This is a genomic window from Methanosphaera sp. BMS, assembly GCF_003268005.1.
GTDB lineage: Archaea > Methanobacteriota > Methanobacteria > Methanobacteriales > Methanobacteriaceae > Methanosphaera.
The window spans coordinates 343,572-364,736 of sequence record NZ_CP014213.1; the positions used below are offsets into that span (position 1 = coordinate 343,572).

Genomic DNA, 21,165 nt, shown 5'->3' on the forward strand with positions numbered 1-21,165 from the left:
ATTAAAAAATGGATAATTATATGTTTATTATAAAATAAAATGATATAAATCCTTTAAAAAATATAATAATAGAAATTTCCCCCCCCCCCAATTAGATTAAACAGGATTATAAGTATTCAAACAGATTATTAATGAAAAAAATTCAATCAATAAAAACAAACAAAAAAATCAACTATCTAATTAAAATAAAACATATTATACTCTTTCTAATATATAAATAAAAACCGTATATTTATTAATTTTCAAAATTAAAGATAGTAACAATAATAAAATTTATATTATTTTACATAAAAAATCATTAAACGCTAATGTTTACTTAATATTTTTCAAAAAATACATCTCAATTATGAGATTAAACAAAACAATAACAAATATAGAAATGAATCCTACAGAATGCAACACTCTTCTAGTGATTTGCATAAATTTTATTATTAACCAAAAAAAATAACTCTAAAAAAAATAATTATGAGGCTGAATACAAATGAATAAGAATGTAAAAAGTATATTCTTAGTCTTGGCAATATTAACACTACTTGTCTCTGTAGCCGGTGTATGTGCAGCAGATGATATCGATAATACTGATGAATCAATTAGCACGCTACAAGATACCAGCAGTGATGTGATACAAAAACAGACAACAAGTCCAAGTGATAATAATAACCAGGACACAAAGAATATTGAAAAATCAATTAAACAATTAAAAGAAGATTCAATTACAATAGATGATATTGAATATACCAATTCTATTGAAAATGAAGAAATTGATGAAATTTATATTGAGGAAAGTACATTCATTAATAATGTTCAAATATCTGACTCACTAGAAAGTGAAGCACCTCTTTATATTAATAACTCAATTATTAATACATATTTTGGTATTTATGGCAATGAAAATACAATATTTATACATAATTCTACATTGAATTGTGAACTTTATACTGAAAAAGATACGATACTTATAATAGATGAATACACCACATTAAATGATGATTTTTATCTTGATAATTGGGATGTGAATATTTACACCAACAATAGCGAAATAATAAATTATTTCAAAGACAGTGGTGTATATATCGGCAATTCAATTATTGAAAATGAAGAAATAAATGATTATATAACAAATAATGGAAACTTAACTGTTAGAAATTCAACATTAAATGGGGAAATAGATAACAAAGGTACTCTAAGAATAGAAGATGATGTAATATTTGGAGATGAATTCATATATGGTGGTAATGGTGAAATAATAATCAACGACATTAGTAGACTTGCACCATATATGAATGAATATAATAATAACTATGCATTCAATAATGTAATTATAAATAGAAACAAATTCAATCATGCAAATATCAGCTTTACTAATTCAACATTAAACTCAACAATTTATAATATGGGATCTATAACAATTAGTGATGATACCATATTTGGAGAAAACTTTGCAATTGGTGGTGATGGTAAAATAATTATCAATGATACAGATAAAATCTTCCCATATCTTACCACATATGATGGAGATTATATGTTAGAGAACATTACTTTTTCCGGTAATTCTAAAACAAATAATGGTAATATGACTCTTGTTAATAGTGTAATAGATTTAGGATATTGGACTAATTCATGGGGTTGGGAATATTATACTATAGGTACATTGGTCAATAACGGTAATCTTACCCTGATAAACTGTACTCTTAACTGCAGTATAACTAATACTAATACTGGAAACTGTATAATTGATGAATGTCTTATACCTTCAAGTGGTATAGGAAATACCGGTAATTTAACCATTAGAAATGTAGAATGGGATGGACTATTTGGAATGTCAAGTCAAAGTAATGTTGAATCACATGTTAAGATAATGAATTCCTCATTTTCAAACAATGAAGGAATATTCTTTGCAGGTACATATGGAGCCAACATTGAAATATACAATTCCACATTCAATAATGTGACTACTATTGCACAGAATGCCAATATAATAATAGACAAATGTAATTTCACAAACTGTACTACTGGAAATAACTTCATTAGAGGATATAATGTATCTGTATCAAACTCAATATTTGATAATAATAAGATTAATAATAGGTTCAGTTTAATTACAATCACGAATGATTTGGGAAACATAATAAACAACACATTTTCAAACAATTACATGAATGCTACTGATTCATGGAATTACTATAGTGGAATAGCAGTATATGCATTCAAATCAGGCGGTTATGAAGGTATAATCAACATTTCAAACAATAAATTTGAAAACAACTACATCAACGCTATAGAAGGACAAGTATTACCATATGATTGGCATGACTATCATTCCAATGGTTACGGAACAGATATACGAGTAGAAGCAGAAAATAATCTAATAATAGCTAATAATACATTTACAAACAGTACCACTACACAAAAAGCAGGTTCAATTTATTGTAATAATATAAAAAATGTAGAAATTTATGATAATATATTCAAAGATGTAAAATCAATATCTGAAACAATAATTCATAACAATTCTGTAAGTGTGACAATATACAATAACACCTACATTAACTCAACTATAGACTTTGATAATCTTAGTATAGAAAATCCTGGAAAAGTCTTTGCCGGTGATAACATAACATTAAAAGCTAATATAGCACTAAGTCACCCTGAATATTATGATGAAAATCTACTAAATCAAACACAATACAACTGGTACATAAACGGTGAAAATATAATAACAAACAGCACAGAATACAACATAACCGTACCAGAAGACATGATGATAATCCATATTACCCCAACGATTACCAACACACGTAGTGACTTATTAGTTCTTACACCAACAGTTGTAGGTGATAAAATAATTACACCAGAAAATATAAACAAAAATCTATTTGAGGGAGAACTAATTGGAATAAGTTCAAACACTAGATTAATATTCCAAGGAGACTTTATAAATCTAGGAGAAATATATTCCAAGACAAACGCTACTGTATTCGATGGAACAAATGCAACATTTGTCAACACATCATTTGTAATAGAAGCAAATGATAATACAATACAAAATATGAACATTAACAACACAGATACTTCAAACTACATAATAACTACAATGGGAAACAACAATCTCATAAGAAACAATATTTTAACTCAATATAACTCTGATGGACTAACTGCAGCAATAAAGGATGCAAACAGTAAAAATACGATAATAACAAACAACAGTATAAGCGTAACCGGACCTGCAAGAGACATTACATATGGAGAAGGAGCATCAATTGCTAACACACAGGCAATACTATCAATAAATTCAGAAAACTCCATAATCGAATACAACAACATAACAGTACAAAACAGTACAGACTCTGAACTAGCACCATTTGGTACAATAGAAGCAATAACAGCACCACAAGGAACCAATAACACAATTCAGCACAACAATATAATAGTGACTGGTTCCAGATTTGTATATGGAATAAACACACTAGATAATATAATAGAAAACAAGATTATTTTCAATAACATAACTGTTACAGGTTATCGTTATACTGATGGAATACAAGTGGGTAATGGTGCACAAAATAACATAATCGCTAACAACAACATAAACCTCACATGTCTTAACACCACAGAAGTCGATGAAGCAGCAATAAGCTATGGTATAATAGTAACAAGCCAGGGAGGACAAATATCTAATAATAACACCCTAACTCAAAACAATATCCTCATTAATGGGGCAGTAAACTATGGAATGGAAATTTATACAGCATCAAACACTAACATATCTAAAAACAACATCACACTAAATGGAGTAAAATCTATGGGAATAGGATATGCACATTCACCTAACAGTACTGTAACGGACAACAAAATTATCATAACTGATGATACAACTCAAACATTAAATTCAGTAACTGAAGAAATACAACCATTAAGTGTTGGAATAAGAATACAACAAGACTCAGAAAACATCACCATAGAAAACAACACAATAAAAACCAATGATGTGGCAAAAACTGATAAAACTATAAATACTGAAGATATTAATACCATAGCCAGATATAATAAACTAACATCAAGTACTGGGTATGGACAAGACACAATTATCACAATCCCAGAAAATGTGTTGATACGAGACAACAAACTACCAACAATAACAACAATGCAAATAGCAAATGTAATCCTAGCAAACAAACCAGTAGAAATAACTGCATATGTCACTGATGAAGACAATAATCCAATAACCGGTGGATATGTAACATTCAGAAAAGGATGGGACAACATAGCAAACATAACAGTAACAGATGGAATAGCAACTTCAACATTTACCTTTACAGAATTAGAAACATTCACATTAATCACAACTTACTGGCCGACAAGTACAGAAGTAATAGCAAGCAGTGATGAAAAAACAATCACAATAGAAGATGCTCGAACAATAATTAGTATCGATGAAGTAAGTGCTACAGCAGGACAAACTGTGACACTAACAGCTAGAGTTACAGATCAATTGGGTAACAACTTCAACGGTGGTAAAGTGACATTTAAAGTAAACGGTAAAACAGTTAAAGATGCAAACGGTAAGGTGGTGTATGCCAAAGTTGTTGATGGTGTAGCAACAGCAACCTATGAAGTACCAATGGATGCATCAGGTAAAGACCTCAACATTACAGCAGTATACTCCGGTTCAACCAAGTACGACAAACAAACAACAACCACCACAGTCACAGTAATAGAAGCAACACCAACACTCACAATAACACCATTCAATGAACCAGTAACCACGGGCTCAACAGTAACACTCAAGGCAAAAGTAGCACTCGGAGACACACCAATAACAACAGGTAAAATTGTCTTTAAAATCAATGGTAAAACAGTTAAAGATGCTAACGGTAAGGTAATTTATGCTAAAGTAGATGTTAATGGTGAAGTATCAGTAGATTATAACCTTGGTGATCTTAAGGTTAATACCTACACTGTTGAAGCTGTATTTACAGCAAGTGGTTATGACAAACTAACAAGTAATACAACAATGACTGTTGTAAAAGCTTAAAAGTAAATAAATTACAAGTAAATAACTAAACCTCAAAAAAAATGTAGGATGGAAGTAATCTCATATACTTCCATTACTATTTTATTCTTTTTATGCTTTCTTGATTTATTAACATGAAAACAGCCTCTTAATGATTTTATTTTATAATGACTGGAATTTATTTTAAGATAAGTATATATACTAATAAGATAAATAATATTACTCATGCTAGTGACTTTCAGTTGATAACGGAAGCATAGTAAAAACATGGAAAATGTTATTGTTAGAATCTTTAACAGATTCTTTTAACATAACATTTTATAAAAACTAATTTTAAATATTTATCTATTTTATTATAAGAGACTTTTTTTAACCATTTCATAAAATTTAATAATTTATTACTATAAAATAATATATTGTAGGTATAGATGAAGATCCTCTATTGTTTTATAGAAAAATTGTTTCCATGTGCAATTATCTATTAAAACACTAATATTGAAAAAATGGGGGTGAAACTATGGATTCCGTTATCACACCAGTATTAACTTGCATAATGTTATTACTTGGAATAATAAGGGAATCGATTCTCTTATACATAGTAATCAAAGGTTAATCTCCAATTCAGTAAACAATCGATAGTTAAACGATTAAGGATACGGATATACCTACACTCTTTTAACTTACTACCTCATTTTAACATATATTTACTCTGCTTATTTTAAAACATGACACAACACCACAAATAACCAACTGAATACTCGACACTAAAATACCACTAAAACTCAAAAAAGGAATATACAACCTAACAATCAAAACAGGAAACAACAACTACTACAACGGACTAAACAAAACAGTGAAACTAACAATAACATAAAGCATAATAATTTATACTACCTGCACAACTTTTTTTACCAATACTACCAGAAGCACCACACGTCATAATAAGAGAACATAGTCTGTTTTTAAAAATAATAGAGAAGTGACCAAAATTCTCACAACACACAGATTTTCATATTATATATCCATTAATCTTAATTTTTTCTATTGAATATATATAAAACTTATTTTGTTAATTTACCATTATGACTGCTTTTTTTAAAAATTTTTTCAATATTCCTCCATTGTCTTTTTTTCATTCATTTGACAATATTTCCATCGTATTTTTTAATTATTTTTCTTAAAAAGTATTTATATAATAAACTACATATCATTAATTAGTTATAATTAAAATAAAGACTATGACTTTAGTTATACCTAAATTTAAGTATTTTTTTTAGGTATTTTTATGTATTGGTTTGTTAATGTTGTTTTTGTTTGATTATAACTGGTTTTAGTAAATTTTTTTTTTAGTGATGAAAAATGAGGTCTGGGAAATTTGATGAAAGTTTGAAAAAGTTTATTGAAAGAAAGTACATCGAGGATATTCAGGAGGATTATCTTGTGTTTTTTGTGATGTTCTTTGTGGAGATGTATTGTCATTCGATTTATGAGGATTTTGAGTCTAAGGGGTGTGGTCGTCCTCGTTTGCCTGTTAAGAATATGTTGACTTTGATTTTATATTGTCATATAATTAAGATGTTTTCACCAGGTAAGATTGCAGATTTTACACGGACAGATTCTGTGTTTAAGTTGATTATGGAAGGAATTAATGTTTCTCGTACTAGTGTAAGTCGTTATCGTTGTTATTTTTTAGATTATTACACTGAAATTTTATCTAAGAGTCTTTTGTTTGCATATGATTATGATTTAACGGATTTTTTTCGTGTTGCAATTGATGGAACAAAAATCAAGGCTTGTAATTCTTCTTTTAATTACATTACAAAGAAGGATTTAAGAAGGTTATTGCGTATACTTAAAAATAAGCGATATGGTAAAGAGGAGGTTTTGTTGCTTAAAAAACCTGCTCAACAATTTTATAATAATGGTAATATGACTGTAGAACAGAAAATAGCATTTTTAGAAGAAGCTAAAATTCAGATGAGAATATATGGTAAAAAGAAGATTCCATTATATGATCCTGATGCACGATGGATGTTAAATAAGAAAAATAAAATAGAAATATCTTATAACATACAAACATGTGTTGACACACAAGCGCAATTGATAATGGGAGTTTATAACTCTCAAAATGCAAATGATTACTTTGAATTATCGTCAACAGTGAAAATAGCAATAGAAAATAGTCCAGTAAAGCCAAATGAAGTGTTAGCCGATGCCGGATATAACAGTGAAACTACCTTTGTATTCCTGAATAAAGAAGAAATCGAAGGATATATCTATAATTCAACACAATCACGAATAGATAAAGGCAAAAGACGAACTAACCCATTTAGCATGGATAATGTAACCATACATTATGAAGAAAATTATATTGAATGTTTCATGGGTTATCCAATGTTTAATCTATACGCATACCCCGTCTCTGATGAAAAGAAAGAAAAAACGGGACTACCTTTGGATACTAAAAGAATATATGTTAATACAGAAGCCTGCAAGGATTGTCACTTAGAAATGAGTGTTTAGGAAAACAAAACCATAAAACATACACAATCTATGGTTCACCAGAAAAAAGAGAAATGACCATGAAAATGAAGACAGAAGAAGCTCAAAAGGTTTATAACGAACGAGCACCCACAGTAGAATCACCCTTCGGAACATTCAAACAATTCTACCATATTGACATACTATTCTTCAGAGGACGAGAAAAAATCCAAAACATAATGAATCTCTAAGCAATAAGCTATAACCTTAACAAACTCTATGAAAAACTCTTAAACAATTTAATAACAGAAGATGAAAAATATATATCTTTTGTTAAAGAAATAATAACCAAATATAAAATATAACCTAAAAATAATCCCATATAATAATGGATAGGTAAAACCCCAAACTACACAGGATAACCCACGCACTCAAAAAAAATACATATACATTTAAATAGTATGATTTAACATAGGAAATATTACACTAAAAAAATTTACTAAAACTTGATGGATCTTTCCACAAGTTCCATCATTTATATTAAACTTCAAAAAACATGATAAATACTTATTTTATTGAAAAAACACTATTTTTAAAGTAATTTAACATATCAAAAATCAAATGAACTATAATTTAATTATAAACACAGTATATTTTGTATATGGAAAAAATAAGTACTTAACTAATTTTGGTCAGGTCTCTGTTGAAGTGGTCCTGATTCATATTCCCCTTTTTTCAACACAAAACTTTATCTGTTTTTTCAACTTTCCCATTCACGTGTAGCTATTGTGGATGAAATCCAAATTGTTTTAGAGTAACTTCTCATTTTCTTATTTTCTAGTAGATAGCCTTTATTAATCATTAATTAGATAAATAAATGTATACTATATTAGATAAAATATAAATTTTGATTATTTGAATTTAAATGATTATCAAATTCATTATTCATTTTATAAAAAAACAATTGGGATTTTAGATTATTATGACAGAGTATATTGAACGTGAAAATCAGAAGTTTAAGAGCTTTATGAAAGATGAGATTGACGGCGGATTAATGGAATTTCTAGAAAAGGAATATGGATATATCTATGAGTCCATAGTGGATGAAGAATATATCATAGAATACCCTGATTTTTCAACATTCTTTGAACTGACCTATGACAATAAGGTTGTAGGATTCTACACGACCGATACCATATTTGACAACAAGGTACTGGTATGTATAAATGAGTTTTATGTACTGCCGGAGTTCAGGTCAAATAAGATCTTCCTATACCAGATTATTAACCTCCTGCAAACACCAAACATAACTGTAGTTCTAAGAAAGCCTACAAGAATAGTTGTTGATATTTTAATCAGCAATGGACTGGCATTTGAATTTGCAGACAACCTGATATTTACCTACATCAAGTTTATAAATAACTATGGAAGCGTATTTGTTAACAACAAGATTAAAAAGGCATATCATACGATTGACTCCAAATACCTCGGATTGAATGTAATGGGAAACGTCTATGACTACAAGCACTGCATGACCATATTTGATGATGTGAATGAGATTTTTGTCAAGAAGCCATCTACGATATGTTTTAGTATGCCTAGAAGGTATGACGTTAAACAATACAATCTAGTTCCAAAGCTTAAAAAGATTGACAAGAATTATCTAAGACAAATACGAAGAAATATTAATAAAAACAGGGACAGGGTATATGAGATATCCACAATCATATACAATAACATATACAGCGGCCTTAACGTGGATAACCTTATAGGAACAGAGGACATGCTACATGAATATACGATAGAACTGCTAGAGGAACATGGCCTAACAGAGGATGATGGACAAAAAATAAGAAGTAAGATACAGCAAGCCTTGGATGAGGAAGAAATACTTCCTAACACCATAAGAAGAAGATTCGAGTACCTTCTCTTAAACCCTGATGCAGATGCACTGGCAGGGGAGGATGACACAGAGGGAGTATGTCCTTACTGTGAAGGTGAAGTAGCATATAGCCTTGAAACATGTGAAATCTGTGGATACAACTTCTATAAGGATGCTGATGAACAAACAACTGATGATGATATTCAAGAACGAGAAATAGATGAAAAGACACAACTTGAGGTTGGCTTCCTTGAGTCTATAGACACAGATGTATATGATGTTGGGGAAGTCTTTGATGCACAGTTTGAGGTAGCCGCAAATGAAGCACTAGGATTAATAGACATGTACCAGAACGAGCCACTGAGAATAAACATAGAGGAAGTACATCACATAAAGGATGGTCTTGTATTGGATTATCTCTTGGAAAACGATTACATAGAACAGAAACAAAACGACAACTATGATGAATATGTCTATAAGATAACCAAGAAGGGAAGAAGACACTATAAACAAAACCCTATAACTAATCTTTACTCTTCAAACCTTCAGGGATTTGACTACTACAAGTTCAAGAAGTACTACAATGACAACATAGCAGACACTAAAAAAGAGGAAATAGTGGAAAACTACATACAGAACATAGAAGCTACTGCAATAAGTCAAAACGACTATGCTACATATAATCAGATACTATTGAACAATCTATTAACATCAAGAAACATACAGGGAGACAAGGAGTTTCTCATACAAATGTTAAAGGCCATGATTTGTCAGTTAAATGAATATAAACTAGCAGAGGATAAAAAAAATCTGCTTCCTATAAAATTCGAAATGGACAATTACATGCAACTGTTTGATGTGATAAACGAGGATTATGATTTAATAGAGTTATATGTAAAGGCATATAATGACATAGAACTTGAGGATTTAAAGATAAATAAGGAAGATAACCTGGAAGCATTACAGAAACTGGCAGAGACAAAAGATCTCTTAAGATTCAATCTTGCTATAATGGAAAGCAGTGATGATGAATAATCTAATTTCACCCCCTTTTTCCAATATCTTTTTTTTGATGAATATTTTTTTTGAAGTATTTTAATTAAATATGCTATGGGTTTAAGAGAAAAAGATCATTCCAACAGAAACTATATATATACCGGAGATATATAACAATTTAATGTGATATAAAAGTTAGGCATCTTTTTTGTTATGGAGCTTAACGCTTTCCGCTGTTAAACGTTGTTTTCATGTTTGTTAAAGTTGTAATGAAAACAAGGTTATTTTCAAACAAATGAGTCTTGTTAAAAACTCAAATGCTTGTAAGTTTAGTACTATTATTAGTACTAATACTTCAAACATTGTAATCACCTCATTAAAGAATACAAAAGAGAAAAAATAAGCTTTTGTGCAGCGTTCTACTACTGGGTTATTTTTATAGTGGAAAGCTTTGCTACTTTTGCAGAACACAGATACCATCTGATAAATTTTAAAAATAATTTTTAGGAGAATAAAATAATCTAGGTTACTCCCCTAAAAAAAATATATTAACGCACACTACTTCCAGCCAGCAGACTCTTTAAGAATAATAGTATTAAAAACTACTAATAATATGTTGAATTTTAAACTATTTAAAGAGTATTATTTATTTATATTAAATTTAAAGTATGGAATTTAGTTTTTAAAAAATTTTACTTCGCTATACCGCATATAACGAAGAAAAAAATGATGATAAAACAAAACATTTATTTCTATAATTTAAATAGTCCTCTTCATAATATGTTTTGCATATTAAGTAATTCACATATTATCATAAAAAACGACAAACAAGGGAAAAATATGGTGAAGAAAATAACAAAATGATTTTGATAAAATGTTTAAAAAATAATAATTAAAAACGGATTTATGATGATAATGTAAAACAATATAACTTACATCTCGTTTTGAACAAAATAAAAAAATGAAATACCTAAATTACTAGTTACAGATTCCTAACGACATTTATTTCTAAATTATCTTATCATTAACCCATTAAAATTGGAAATTAACTCTATTAAATATTAAACTAACTTCCACAAAAACATATAAAAAAAGAAATATAAAGAGTTTAAATAGATGTGGCAGAGCAATTCTATTTTGATATGTTTCAACAAGATTTAGTTGATGTTATATTCAGAATAATCAAAATTTAATAGTATTTTGTTTAATATATTCCAATGCTGTCAAGTTAAGATAGTTTTTATGTGAAATTTTTTTTGTATTGTGTTTTTTTTTAGAATGATCTTTTGTTGTTGTCGTTGAATTTGTGTCCGTAGTCTACTGGTTCTCGGGTTGTTGTTTTGGTTTCTTCTTTTATGGGTATTAGGTTTTTTTGTAGTATTTTGAATATTTTTTGTATTGCTTGTTGTTGTTTTTCTTCATCAGGAGTTAGTAAGTTGAGTAATTCTTTTTTTACTAGTCCTACTGCTATGTTGAAGTTTGTTGAGTATTCTTTGTATTGGTGTTTGTTGTTTTTTTGGGGTTGTCGTGTTATTTGTTGGTTTGCGTCGTGTTTGATTACTGTTGCTATGTTAAATACGTATACGTCTGAGTAGAAGTCTTGTTCTATGATTATTTTTCTGCGGCCGGAGAAGTTTTCTGTTTCTAATTTGTTTTTTAGTTTGTCGTAGTTGGTTTCTATTGTCCATCTTTTGTTGTATATTTCTTTAAAATCTTGTATTGTCATTGTTTTATCGAATACATTGGTTGTTAGTGTTTCTATTTCTCCGGTTGGTAATTTTATGTTTATTATTCTTATTTTGAGTTTTTGTTCTTTGTTTGCATAGTTTCTTAATTTTTCGTCTTGTATTGTTTTTATGAATGATTTAGTTAGTGGTACTTCAATTATTTCATCATCAGTAGTCATTTTATATCTTTGATCTATGAATGTGTCTTTTTTTAGTCGTATTACGAAATATGAATTTAGTTGCATTATTTTTAACATTAGTTTTTTTGAACCATAACCTCTATCACATATTGATATTGTTTTTTGAAGGTTAATCTTATTTTTAACATCTTCTAAATGGTCAATGGCAAGATTAGGTTCACCAGACTTTCTGCTGGTAATGGTAGAACTTAAAATAAATTCATTTAGTACATCAACCATTGTAGATACTCTGGCAGTAGCCGTATGTTTGGAATGATCAATATTATCTTCAATACCAAAATCTTCACGGATAGTAGGATAATTCGGCAAATCAAATATAGAACCATCATGAGCTGCTAAATAATAACCTTTAAATGTTTTTAATTCGGGTTCCGTATATATTCTTTTTAATAAATCACCATTTATATCAATATATGCCTGTGGGTCAATAATCATCCTTCTTTCAGAAATAGCCTGTTTAGACACATCCATATCCATTTCACCCCAAAATTCTTCCATAAAATACAAGGCCTCTAATGCAGTTGTACGTCCACGATTCCATGGAACATATTTCATAATACATTCCTGAGGCAACTTACGATTACGAACAAAATTATTTTCTCCTAATATATATTTTTCACAAACATAATTATTAAAATTTCCTAAATTATCCAACAAATGATTACATAAAAACATAATTACCATCAAAATACTATTACTCAAATCCACACAAAACAATAATAAAAAACAAATATAAACACAATGTGAATTAACTAAATAATAATATATAATAAGTAATATATAAATCAAACTATAATTTATTCTTAAAATAATCTCAAATAAAATAAACACTTATAATATTCAATATAATTAAATACACTATGGGATTAAGTAAAATTAAAGTAAATAATGGTTAGAATAAGTAAACTAAGGTATAAAAATAAGTAAAAATCTTAACTTGACAGCATTGGTTTTTATTGTAAAGTTTATATATTGAATTATAAATTATTACTTAGGAGTAAATTTGTATGATTATTAGGACTACATTAAATAATTTTTATCAGACAGCAATCCCGAAAAGAGTTAGAGAAATTTTGGATGTTCAAGCTGCGTCTTATGTTGAATGGGATTTAGATGAAGAAAATAAAACAGTTACAATGAAATTTATAAAGAAACCATCCTTATTGGATATAAGTAAAATTAGCAGGAAGTGAATATAGAAATGACTATGGGTTACTTAATTGATCACACATTAATTGAAGCACTTTTTGATCAAACTCATGAAAATCATGAACAAACGTTATCTTTAATTTATTTTCTTGATCAAAAACAATTATACATTACATTCAGTGAATTAATTAAGGTGATGAACTTCTGTAAAGAATATGATAATGAAACAAAGAAGGAAATGTTCCGGTTAATCACAGAAATTACAAAGGTATTAAATATTTATGAGAATGAAATATTTAAGAAGATATTGGGCATATATGTTAGATTCAATGGTAAATTCGATTTTTCAGACTGTATAAATATTTATTATATGAATTACCGTAAATTTTGGAATTTTGTATCCTTTGATGATAGATATGACAAGGTTGATAAGGTCAAACGCATATATAATGTGAAAAATGGAGAAATTATTAAGAAACAATAACGAGAATCAGATAAATAGATTAAACTTCTTTAAATATGTCAATAATTCAGAAACTTGAAAAGATTTAAAAAAAGGACTATTAATTACATTAAATTTGATAATATTTGTGATGGTATAATACCAACAAATTTATATATATTATAAGGGAGATAATAACATATGAAAAGAAATACTAACCAAGATATTTGTTTGTATGAAAAAAGAATAATTTTTCAGGAAACTATACGTGGATGGTCAATCGTTATAATGCCCGATAATATTTTAATAGATAATTATGAACATGGATTTCCACATATTCACCCCGATAGAGTTATGATAAAGACTAAAACACTATATGAAACATTATTTATTGTAAAAGCCCATATTGAAAAATATAAAAAAGTTGAATTGGATTTATTGAGGGAGGAGTTATTGAAATGATGATAACATTAATCAAAAGACAAAACGGTACCGATGTAATTAAAGATTTAATCCAAAAATATGGTTCTAAAAAAGAATTAGAACGTTTATTTAATCAAACAAATAATATGGAAATGTTAATTGATTTAGAAAATTGGAATTATTTCTTAGAAAATCCCCATGAAACTATTGAAAAAGGAAAAGCTTTAGTTACTAATAAAATTAACTTAACCCAATTAGATTTTGAAGTCCTATCTGCAATTAAATACAATGAAATAACTTCTATTAGAGATTTAGCTGATAAAATGCATAAAGATGTTAAAACTATTCAACCTAAAGTTCATAAATTATCTGAAAATGGTTTTATTCAATTAATTGATGGAAATAAAAATAGTAAGATTCCCATTTTGAATTATGATGAAATAAGATTAGAAATATGATTTTTTTTCATCATCATATTTTTATATATCATTTTGATATAACGTTTCTATTTCTTAAGTCCTATTTTTACTTTTATAATCTTCATTAATCTTTTAAGAATACTATTAACCGCATTTTGAAGATTATCCTTATTACAACTAAAATCTCTTCACATACTTCTTGAACCGTTAACAACATTTCAAAAGTTAAACCTTCTACAAGCTTAGATTTATTAAATAATTCATTAATGTGAAAGATACATCATTTTCAAAGATGATAATAAAAAAAATAGTTTTAACTGTTTATACCCATAAAGGAATTAACTATTTATTATTCTTCTCTATACTCAAATATAAATAAGAATAAAATGGAAATTTTTTTCTTCGTTATACCGGACTTAAAAAAAATGGGGTTTTCAATAAATTCAATTAAAGATTTAGTATTTCTTTATACATTTCTTTTAATTCTTTTTTGTTATGTTCTGTATAATATTCATTTTCTTCATCATTTCCTATTGCAAATAATAATAATTCATAAAAGACTTTATTTAGTGATTTGCCTTTCTTAGTCAGATGGTATTCTGTATTTTTAGGGTCATCTTCATCGTTTTCTTTATATATTAGTCCGTTGTTTTCCATTGTTTTTAGACATCTTGCTAATGATTTATTGTCTAGTGTTTTCCTGTTGGCTTTAAATTCATTGAAATGACTTTTTCCTATGAATAAATCCCTTAATATATGTAATGTCCATTTGTTGCTGATAATTTTAGTTGCTGTTTCAACCGGATTTCTTTCATACTTTTTTTCGTAGAATTCTAATTTTTCTGGATCAATATTCATATATTTTTTTATATATTTTTTATGATTTATTTCTTTTTTAAGATGACATTAATGCCACTTTATCTTTAAATATTCATTTAATTAAATTCATATATTGAAAAAGGATTATTGTAATAACAATTTAAAAGGTGCTTGAATGGGAAATAATGAGAATGTTAAAAATAATGGTAATAGTGTGGTTATGACTACTTTTTTAGCCGTTTTGTTTGCTGTTGCGGGTGGTCTTGCAATTGGTAACTTATATTGGGCTCAACCATTGCTTGTGCAGATTATGACAAGTTTTGGTTTGTCAGCTGCAAATGGGGGATTATTGGTTACTGCTACTCAGATAGGTTATGCCTTGGGTATTTTATGTATTGTGCCTTTGGGTGATTTTGTTCAAAGAAAAAAATTAATTTCTATTGTAATGTTCTTATCAGTGCTTACACTAGTTGCTTGTGCTTTATCACCTTCTTTTATCATATTGACTTTATCTTTATTTAGTATGGGTCTTGTCACTATATCAGGCCAAATTATATTACCTCTTGCAGGTGATTTAAGTAAACCTGGTGATCGTGGACGAATTGTGGGAATCGTTTCCTCCGGTATTACTACGGGTATTTTGTTTTCTAGATTTGCCAGTGGTATTATTGCTGGTTTATGGGGTTGGAGATCTGTTTATATTATTGCAGCAGTTTTAAACCTGATAATGACAATAGTCATATTGTATGTTTTACCGGAAATTCCAGTTAACAATAATCTTGATTCATATAAGAATCTTATCATCAGTGTATTCACAACATTTAAAAGACATAAAGTACTGCCCAATATACTGTTACATACTGGATTAATCTTCGGTTTAATATTTAATTTATTTTGGACATCATTAACATTCTTATTATCTGGAAATCCATTTAATTACAATACATTCCAGATAGGGGTTGTTAGTTTATCCGGACTTGTCGCTGCAGTATTGGGTGTAGGCCTGGGAAAATTACAGGATAAAGGCTTTAGTGTACCTGCACTAGGAATATTTGTATTAACAACTTTAATAACTATGATATTCGGATATATTTTCTCTGATTCCATAATTGCAATAGTACTTGTTGCTGCAATATTTTCCATAGCGGTACAGGGAATAAGTGTTTTATCTCAAGCAAGATTATTTGCCTTAGCAGATAATGAACGTAGCAGGCTAAATACTGTATTTGTAGTTAATAATTTCATATTCGGAGCTATTGGAAGTGCACTTGCATCATTTTTATGGTCATTTGGTGGATGGTCTTATGTAATGTTGGGTGCAATAACGATTTCAGTAATAGCATTTATAGTATGGTTATGTTCAAGAAAATCATTTATAAAAATGGATAAAAAATTTGGAATGTAACATCCCACCTGCTTGATTTTTAAATGGGTGTCCGCCAAAATTAATTTTACACTGGAAATGGTACAACTTCAAATTTTTTAAATTCAATTATTTTTATAATTACCTTATTTTTAAGAGTTATACCTATATGTGAAGATATACTTTTAATTATTTTTCATATAAATATTTATTTTATTCTTATTATTGTTAATAATCCCTAATTATTTAGTTAAGTTTATATAGTAGGTTATACATAATTATTATTATAAAATGAATTAAATGGATTGTTTATTTATGGTTATGAAAAATATGGATAAGAAACAAGCTAAACTAATTATTAGAACTAATGATTACAATGTTCCAAGTGATCATATTTCTCGTTTTGTTGTTGATTTTATCGAAGATGCTTATGAAAAATTAGACATTAAAGTAAATGAAAATAATAAAGGTAGACCTTCTTATAACCTTTGTTCAATGATTAAATTACTTGTTTGGGCTAAATTAGAACATATGGATAGTGCGAAAATTATTGAAGAGATGGCAAAATACCATGATATATTTAAGTTTGTTTGTGATGGAATTACTCCTTCAGAGCGAACAATACAAAGATATCGGGATGAATACGGAGAATATTATGAGTTATTTCTACAAATGACACTGAAAAAAGCATCAGAAGAAAAATATACAGAATTTAATCACGTGGCTATCGATGGAACTGTGAAAAAAGCATGTAATTCTAACCACAATACAATCTCAGAAAAAGAAACCCAACTATTACTTCAATACTACAAAGGAGTTCAAATTGATGAAGATAAACTTGAAAAACTTCATAAACCTGCTAAAAAATTATATGAAAATCCAAATTTAAGTAACGAAGAAAAATTAGAAATATTATACGACATAGAAACAGAATTTACACTCACTGGACAAGATAAAATACCAATGAACGATAAACAAGCACGTAAAATGAAAGGAAAAAAAGGAAACTTCTTAATAGCTTATAATATACAATCAGCAGTTGATTATGAAACAAAATTAATTTGTGCAATAAATGTCACACAAAGTCCAACAGACCATTACCAACTACCAGCAATAGCAGATAAAGCAATAAAAAATATAGAAAAAATACCAGAACATATGAGCGCAGATACAATCTATTTAAATCCCACAAGCTTATCTTACTTTAAAAATAAGAATATTGATGGATTAATACCAACAAGAAAACAATCCAAAGAAATAATAGGAAAATTAAACAAAAATCCATTTCATAAAGATCATTTCGAATATATCGGAGAAAAAGATGTATTTAAATGTCCATCAGGACAATATTTAATATTTTACAATCAATACACAATACCAGACAAAGACCCAGAAAAACCAGCAAAAATAAAACGATTATACAACAATTACACAGCATGCAAAAACTGCAAATATCAAAAAGACTGCATATCACAAAAACAAACACACAGAACCATCACAGAAAACGGTAACAGATTACAAATAGAAATGTACTTTAAAATGGAAAAAGAAGAATATCAAGAAGAATATAGTAAAAGACCATGTGTTGAAGGACCATTCGGAACATTCAAAGAATTTTATCATATAGAACAAGAAGTTGTAATAGGAAAAACAAAAACAGAAGAAAGAATCTACTTAGATGCATTAGCATATAACATAAAAAGATTATACAACTTAAAATACAATAAAAACAATCAAAAAGAAGATATAATGAATTTTTGCGAAAATATATCCGTTACACACCAATTAGCACTTGATGTAAATATATTTTAAAAAAAATCAAAAAATCATTTTTGGCGAACACCCAAATTCAAATAAAAAAGCTAAAATTGTAAAAAAAATAGGAGTATAAAACATAATGAAGTTCGTTAAACTTCTCTATAACGAAGTAAAAGACGATACATTAAATCTGAAGATTGACCACGAAAAAACAGTATAACTGGAAGATATGATAATCTAATCAATCAACACCCTGCAAAGAAAAATTGTTGTATTAAAAAAAACCCATCTGCATTATGAAAAAAGCAGATAGACCCAAAAGGAAATGTTACATTTGTTTTGAAACCTAAAAAAAAAGATTTTGAATAAATCAAAATCCCAAATAGAGGTACACTTATAGAAGACTATACATGTGGTTTGAACATACTGTTTGCAGTCATCATTGTATTCAATAACAGTATAACAATCAAACAAGAATTCAATAATGAATTGAATCAAGCAATTAGTCTTTTATTGTGTATAGATAAGGGAATAACGTTGTGGCTTTAGCCACGTTTTTCTCCTTTAATTTATTGTTTCATGTTTTTGTATTAAATAATGGTAAATCATGTTGAATGATTAAATAAGCACTATGGAATATTATATCCTCAAATGATATCCATAATAACTTTTACCATTACTTGGCTTAATTAAAAACATTACAAAAATTAAGCCAACTGATATTTATGTTAATAAAGAATATGAATATTCGTATTTGTTAAGATAATCCCTGTGTAGGTGGAGAAGTTTATGTCTAGCATTCCACTAATAACTTTAACATTAAAAAATCTTAACCTGACGACATTGGTGAAAAACATACTTTGGAGAACATTCTAGCATCAAAAAAAATATGGAAATAAAATCTTTATAATGATGAGAATGTTTTGTAGGGTATGTATATTATGTTATCTTCTTTAATAATCTTGTTTGTATTGTTTGAAATAATTATTCCATGGGGACTTCCATAATTTTTAATAGCAGCACTTACCTGTTTTCTATCTTTTTTTCCTCGTCCTACCTCTATAGGAATTGGACTTTGAAAATCTTTCTGAATTAAGAAATCAACATTTTTCTTATTTGAATCGTAGAACAAATATTTATGTTGAAGAGGTGTGTTTGAAAAATTGTTATATAATAATGTTGCTATTAAATTTTCAAGTAAAACTCCCTCATATTCTTCATTTCTTGTTGTATTATTACCAAATGTTAATGTTAATGCATGTTTTAGGCTGCTGGATGCAAAGTAATATTTCCATGATTTTTTAGATCGTTTAGATGCAGTTCCAAAAGCTTCAACATGAAATATTAAATGAGTTTTTTCAAGTGTATCCAGTATATTTTTTATATTTGACAAGGAAGTCTGTAAACGTTTGGATAATTTTTGTTGTGATAAATCATTAGATCTTTGTAATGCAAGCTGTGTTAAAACCCTTTGTATATTCACTTGGTTTTCTGTTGTAAAATTTCTAATATTGGCCATATCATTATGTACAATTTTTGATATGACATCCATTAAATATACTTGTTGTTCATATGTATTATTTATATGAAATAATGATGGAAAACCACCATATTTTATATATAATCCCCATTGATTCGTGTTATATTCAGGAATATTTATTAATTTATTCTTTAATTCATTTTCATATCGGACTGCATCTTTAATATCTGCATCAAATAAAAGTTTATCCAATATATTTCCAGGCATATTAATATTTAAATTATATTTTAATTTTAAATACTGTGAATAATTTAATGGAGGAATATCATATTTAATCATTCTTCTTGCAGCATCAGCATTAAGTTCAAGATTCAATGCATTTGATCCGGTGAAAATCATGAAAATCTTTTGGGTTTTATCAAATATTATTTTTCCAGCTAAAGCCCAATTCTTATCATATTGTGCTTCATCAATTAATAGAAAAATATTTTTATCTAATGTCATTATCTCTCTTTCATGATAATACTTTAAAAAAGCATCAACAACGTCTTTAATAGAATAATTACCAATATAATTTAATTCTTCACAAGAAAAATACAATATTTGATTAACCGATACATTATTTTTAAAAAGATAATCATATACCTGAAATAACAAGGTACTTTTACCAACCCCACGTAGTCCCGGTAAAACTATGAAACGATGAAAATAATCATCATTTAAAAATTCATCAATATATGATTTTAATTGATTAAACTCATTTCTCTCTTTAAATCGAGTATTGTTCATATATAGCTTTTCATTTAATTGATTAGGAAAATTAATTAATTGACCGTCAATATATTCTATCAATAAATTGTCATAATCCATAATACTCACTTCCCCTTCCTTTTAAGTAACCATGACATTATATATATAATCAATAATATATAATCTTATTCATTTCAGAGAATAAGATTGTATTATTCTTATTCATTTAAGAGAATAAGATTCTATTATTCTTATTCATTTC

Annotated in this window: 13 protein-coding genes; 10 read left to right on the forward strand and 3 right to left on the reverse strand. The window is 27.9% G+C overall.

All coding sequences use genetic code 11. The annotated features are described in order from the left end of the window. The first annotated feature begins 481 nt into the window (after positions 1-481). The 4 genes from AW729_RS01170 (at position 482) to AW729_RS01180 (ending at position 10,412) form a co-directional block, all read left to right on the forward strand. Positions 482-5,035 (forward strand): Ig-like domain-containing protein, encoded by a 4,554-nt coding sequence (locus AW729_RS01170; protein WP_112123356.1) that lies wholly within the window; start codon positions 482-484, stop codon positions 5,033-5,035. A 1,338-nt stretch (positions 5,036-6,373) separates the two neighbouring features. Next, positions 6,374-7,537: a hypothetical protein gene (locus AW729_RS11120; protein WP_162685714.1), complete on the forward strand. Its 1,164-nt coding sequence runs from the start codon at positions 6,374-6,376 to the stop codon at positions 7,535-7,537. Then, on the forward strand, positions 7,513-7,746 hold the full coding sequence (locus tag AW729_RS01175) for a transposase (protein ID WP_162685715.1): 234 nt from the start codon (positions 7,513-7,515) through the stop codon (positions 7,744-7,746). Before AW729_RS11120 ends, AW729_RS01175 begins: the two co-directional genes overlap by 25 nt. Positions 7,747-8,477: 731 nt before the next feature. Then, positions 8,478-10,412 carry a hypothetical protein gene (locus tag AW729_RS01180; protein ID WP_112123358.1) on the forward strand — a complete coding sequence of 645 codons (1,935 nt, stop codon included), beginning with the start codon at positions 8,478-8,480 and terminating at the stop codon, positions 10,410-10,412. A gap of 1,234 nt (positions 10,413-11,646) precedes the next feature. On the opposite strand, the gene AW729_RS01185 is transcribed toward AW729_RS01180, so the two are convergent. Continuing rightward, a complete protein-coding gene (locus AW729_RS01185; RefSeq protein ID WP_162685716.1) occupies positions 11,647-12,855 on the reverse strand; it encodes an IS4 family transposase in 1,209 nt (402 codons plus the stop codon). Positions 12,856-13,307: 452 nt separating this feature from the next. Here AW729_RS01185 and AW729_RS01190 point away from each other — a divergent pair, with 452 nt between their 5' ends. From AW729_RS01190 to AW729_RS01205, 4 genes are all read left to right on the forward strand, one after another. Continuing rightward, entirely contained in the window at positions 13,308-13,493 is a 186-nt protein-coding gene (locus AW729_RS01190) for a hypothetical protein (RefSeq protein ID WP_112123360.1), read from the forward strand. Positions 13,494-13,501: 8 nt separating this feature from the next. Next, on the forward strand, positions 13,502-13,933 hold the full coding sequence (locus tag AW729_RS01195) for a hypothetical protein (protein ID WP_112123361.1): 432 nt from the start codon (positions 13,502-13,504) through the stop codon (positions 13,931-13,933). Positions 13,934-14,092: 159 nt separating this feature from the next. Then, entirely contained in the window at positions 14,093-14,353 is a 261-nt protein-coding gene (locus AW729_RS01200) for a hypothetical protein (protein ID WP_112123362.1), read from the forward strand. Further along, positions 14,350-14,772, forward strand: a complete 423-nt coding sequence (locus AW729_RS01205; RefSeq protein ID WP_112123363.1) for a hypothetical protein — start codon at positions 14,350-14,352, stop codon at positions 14,770-14,772. The genes AW729_RS01200 and AW729_RS01205 overlap by 4 nt, the downstream gene beginning before the upstream one ends. 408 nt (positions 14,773-15,180) lie before the next feature. Here the strand turns inward: AW729_RS01205 and AW729_RS01210 are convergent, their stop codons facing one another. Further along, positions 15,181-15,591 (reverse strand): helix-turn-helix domain-containing protein, encoded by a 411-nt coding sequence (locus tag AW729_RS01210; RefSeq protein ID WP_112123364.1) that lies wholly within the window; start codon positions 15,589-15,591, stop codon positions 15,181-15,183. Between the two features lie 136 nt (positions 15,592-15,727). Here AW729_RS01210 and AW729_RS01215 point away from each other — a divergent pair, with 136 nt between their 5' ends. Both AW729_RS01215 and AW729_RS01220 read left to right on the forward strand, forming a co-directional pair. Then, the gene (locus tag AW729_RS01215; RefSeq protein ID WP_112123365.1) at positions 15,728-16,957 is read left to right on the forward strand and encodes an MFS transporter; all 1,230 of its coding nucleotides are present in this window, start codon (positions 15,728-15,730) and stop codon (positions 16,955-16,957) included. 273 nt (positions 16,958-17,230) lie between these two features. Continuing rightward, on the forward strand, positions 17,231-18,727 hold the full coding sequence (locus tag AW729_RS01220) for a transposase (protein WP_112123366.1): 1,497 nt from the start codon (positions 17,231-17,233) through the stop codon (positions 18,725-18,727). Positions 18,728-19,577: 850 nt separating this feature from the next. On the opposite strand, the gene AW729_RS01225 is transcribed toward AW729_RS01220, so the two are convergent. Beyond that, the gene (locus AW729_RS01225) at positions 19,578-21,023 is read right to left on the reverse strand and encodes an ATP-binding protein (protein ID WP_112123367.1); all 1,446 of its coding nucleotides are present in this window, start codon (positions 21,021-21,023) and stop codon (positions 19,578-19,580) included. Between the last annotated feature and the right edge of the window lie 142 nt (positions 21,024-21,165).

Excerpts from the sequence above, each read along its gene's own strand:
- AW729_RS01170 (WP_112123356.1), top strand. The coding sequence starts at position 482 with ATGAATAAGAATGTAAAAAGTATATTCTTAGTCTTGGCAATATTAACA.
- AW729_RS11120 (WP_162685714.1), top strand. The coding sequence starts at position 6,374 with ATGAGGTCTGGGAAATTTGATGAAAGTTTGAAAAAGTTTATTGAAAGA.
- AW729_RS01180 (WP_112123358.1), top strand. The coding sequence starts at position 8,478 with ATGACAGAGTATATTGAACGTGAAAATCAGAAGTTTAAGAGCTTTATG.
- AW729_RS01185 (WP_162685716.1), bottom strand. The coding sequence starts at position 12,855 with ATGAAATATGTTCCATGGAATCGTGGACGTACAACTGCATTAGAGGCC.
- AW729_RS01190 (WP_112123360.1), top strand. The coding sequence starts at position 13,308 with ATGATTATTAGGACTACATTAAATAATTTTTATCAGACAGCAATCCCG.
- AW729_RS01195 (WP_112123361.1), top strand. The coding sequence starts at position 13,502 with ATGACTATGGGTTACTTAATTGATCACACATTAATTGAAGCACTTTTT.
- AW729_RS01200 (WP_112123362.1), top strand. The coding sequence starts at position 14,093 with ATGAAAAGAAATACTAACCAAGATATTTGTTTGTATGAAAAAAGAATA.
- AW729_RS01205 (WP_112123363.1), top strand. The coding sequence starts at position 14,350 with ATGATGATAACATTAATCAAAAGACAAAACGGTACCGATGTAATTAAA.
- AW729_RS01210 (WP_112123364.1), bottom strand. The coding sequence starts at position 15,591 with ATGAATATTGATCCAGAAAAATTAGAATTCTACGAAAAAAAGTATGAA.
- AW729_RS01215 (WP_112123365.1), top strand. The coding sequence starts at position 15,728 with ATGGGAAATAATGAGAATGTTAAAAATAATGGTAATAGTGTGGTTATG.
- AW729_RS01220 (WP_112123366.1), top strand. The coding sequence starts at position 17,231 with ATGGTTATGAAAAATATGGATAAGAAACAAGCTAAACTAATTATTAGA.
- AW729_RS01225 (WP_112123367.1), bottom strand. The coding sequence starts at position 21,023 with ATGGATTATGACAATTTATTGATAGAATATATTGACGGTCAATTAATT.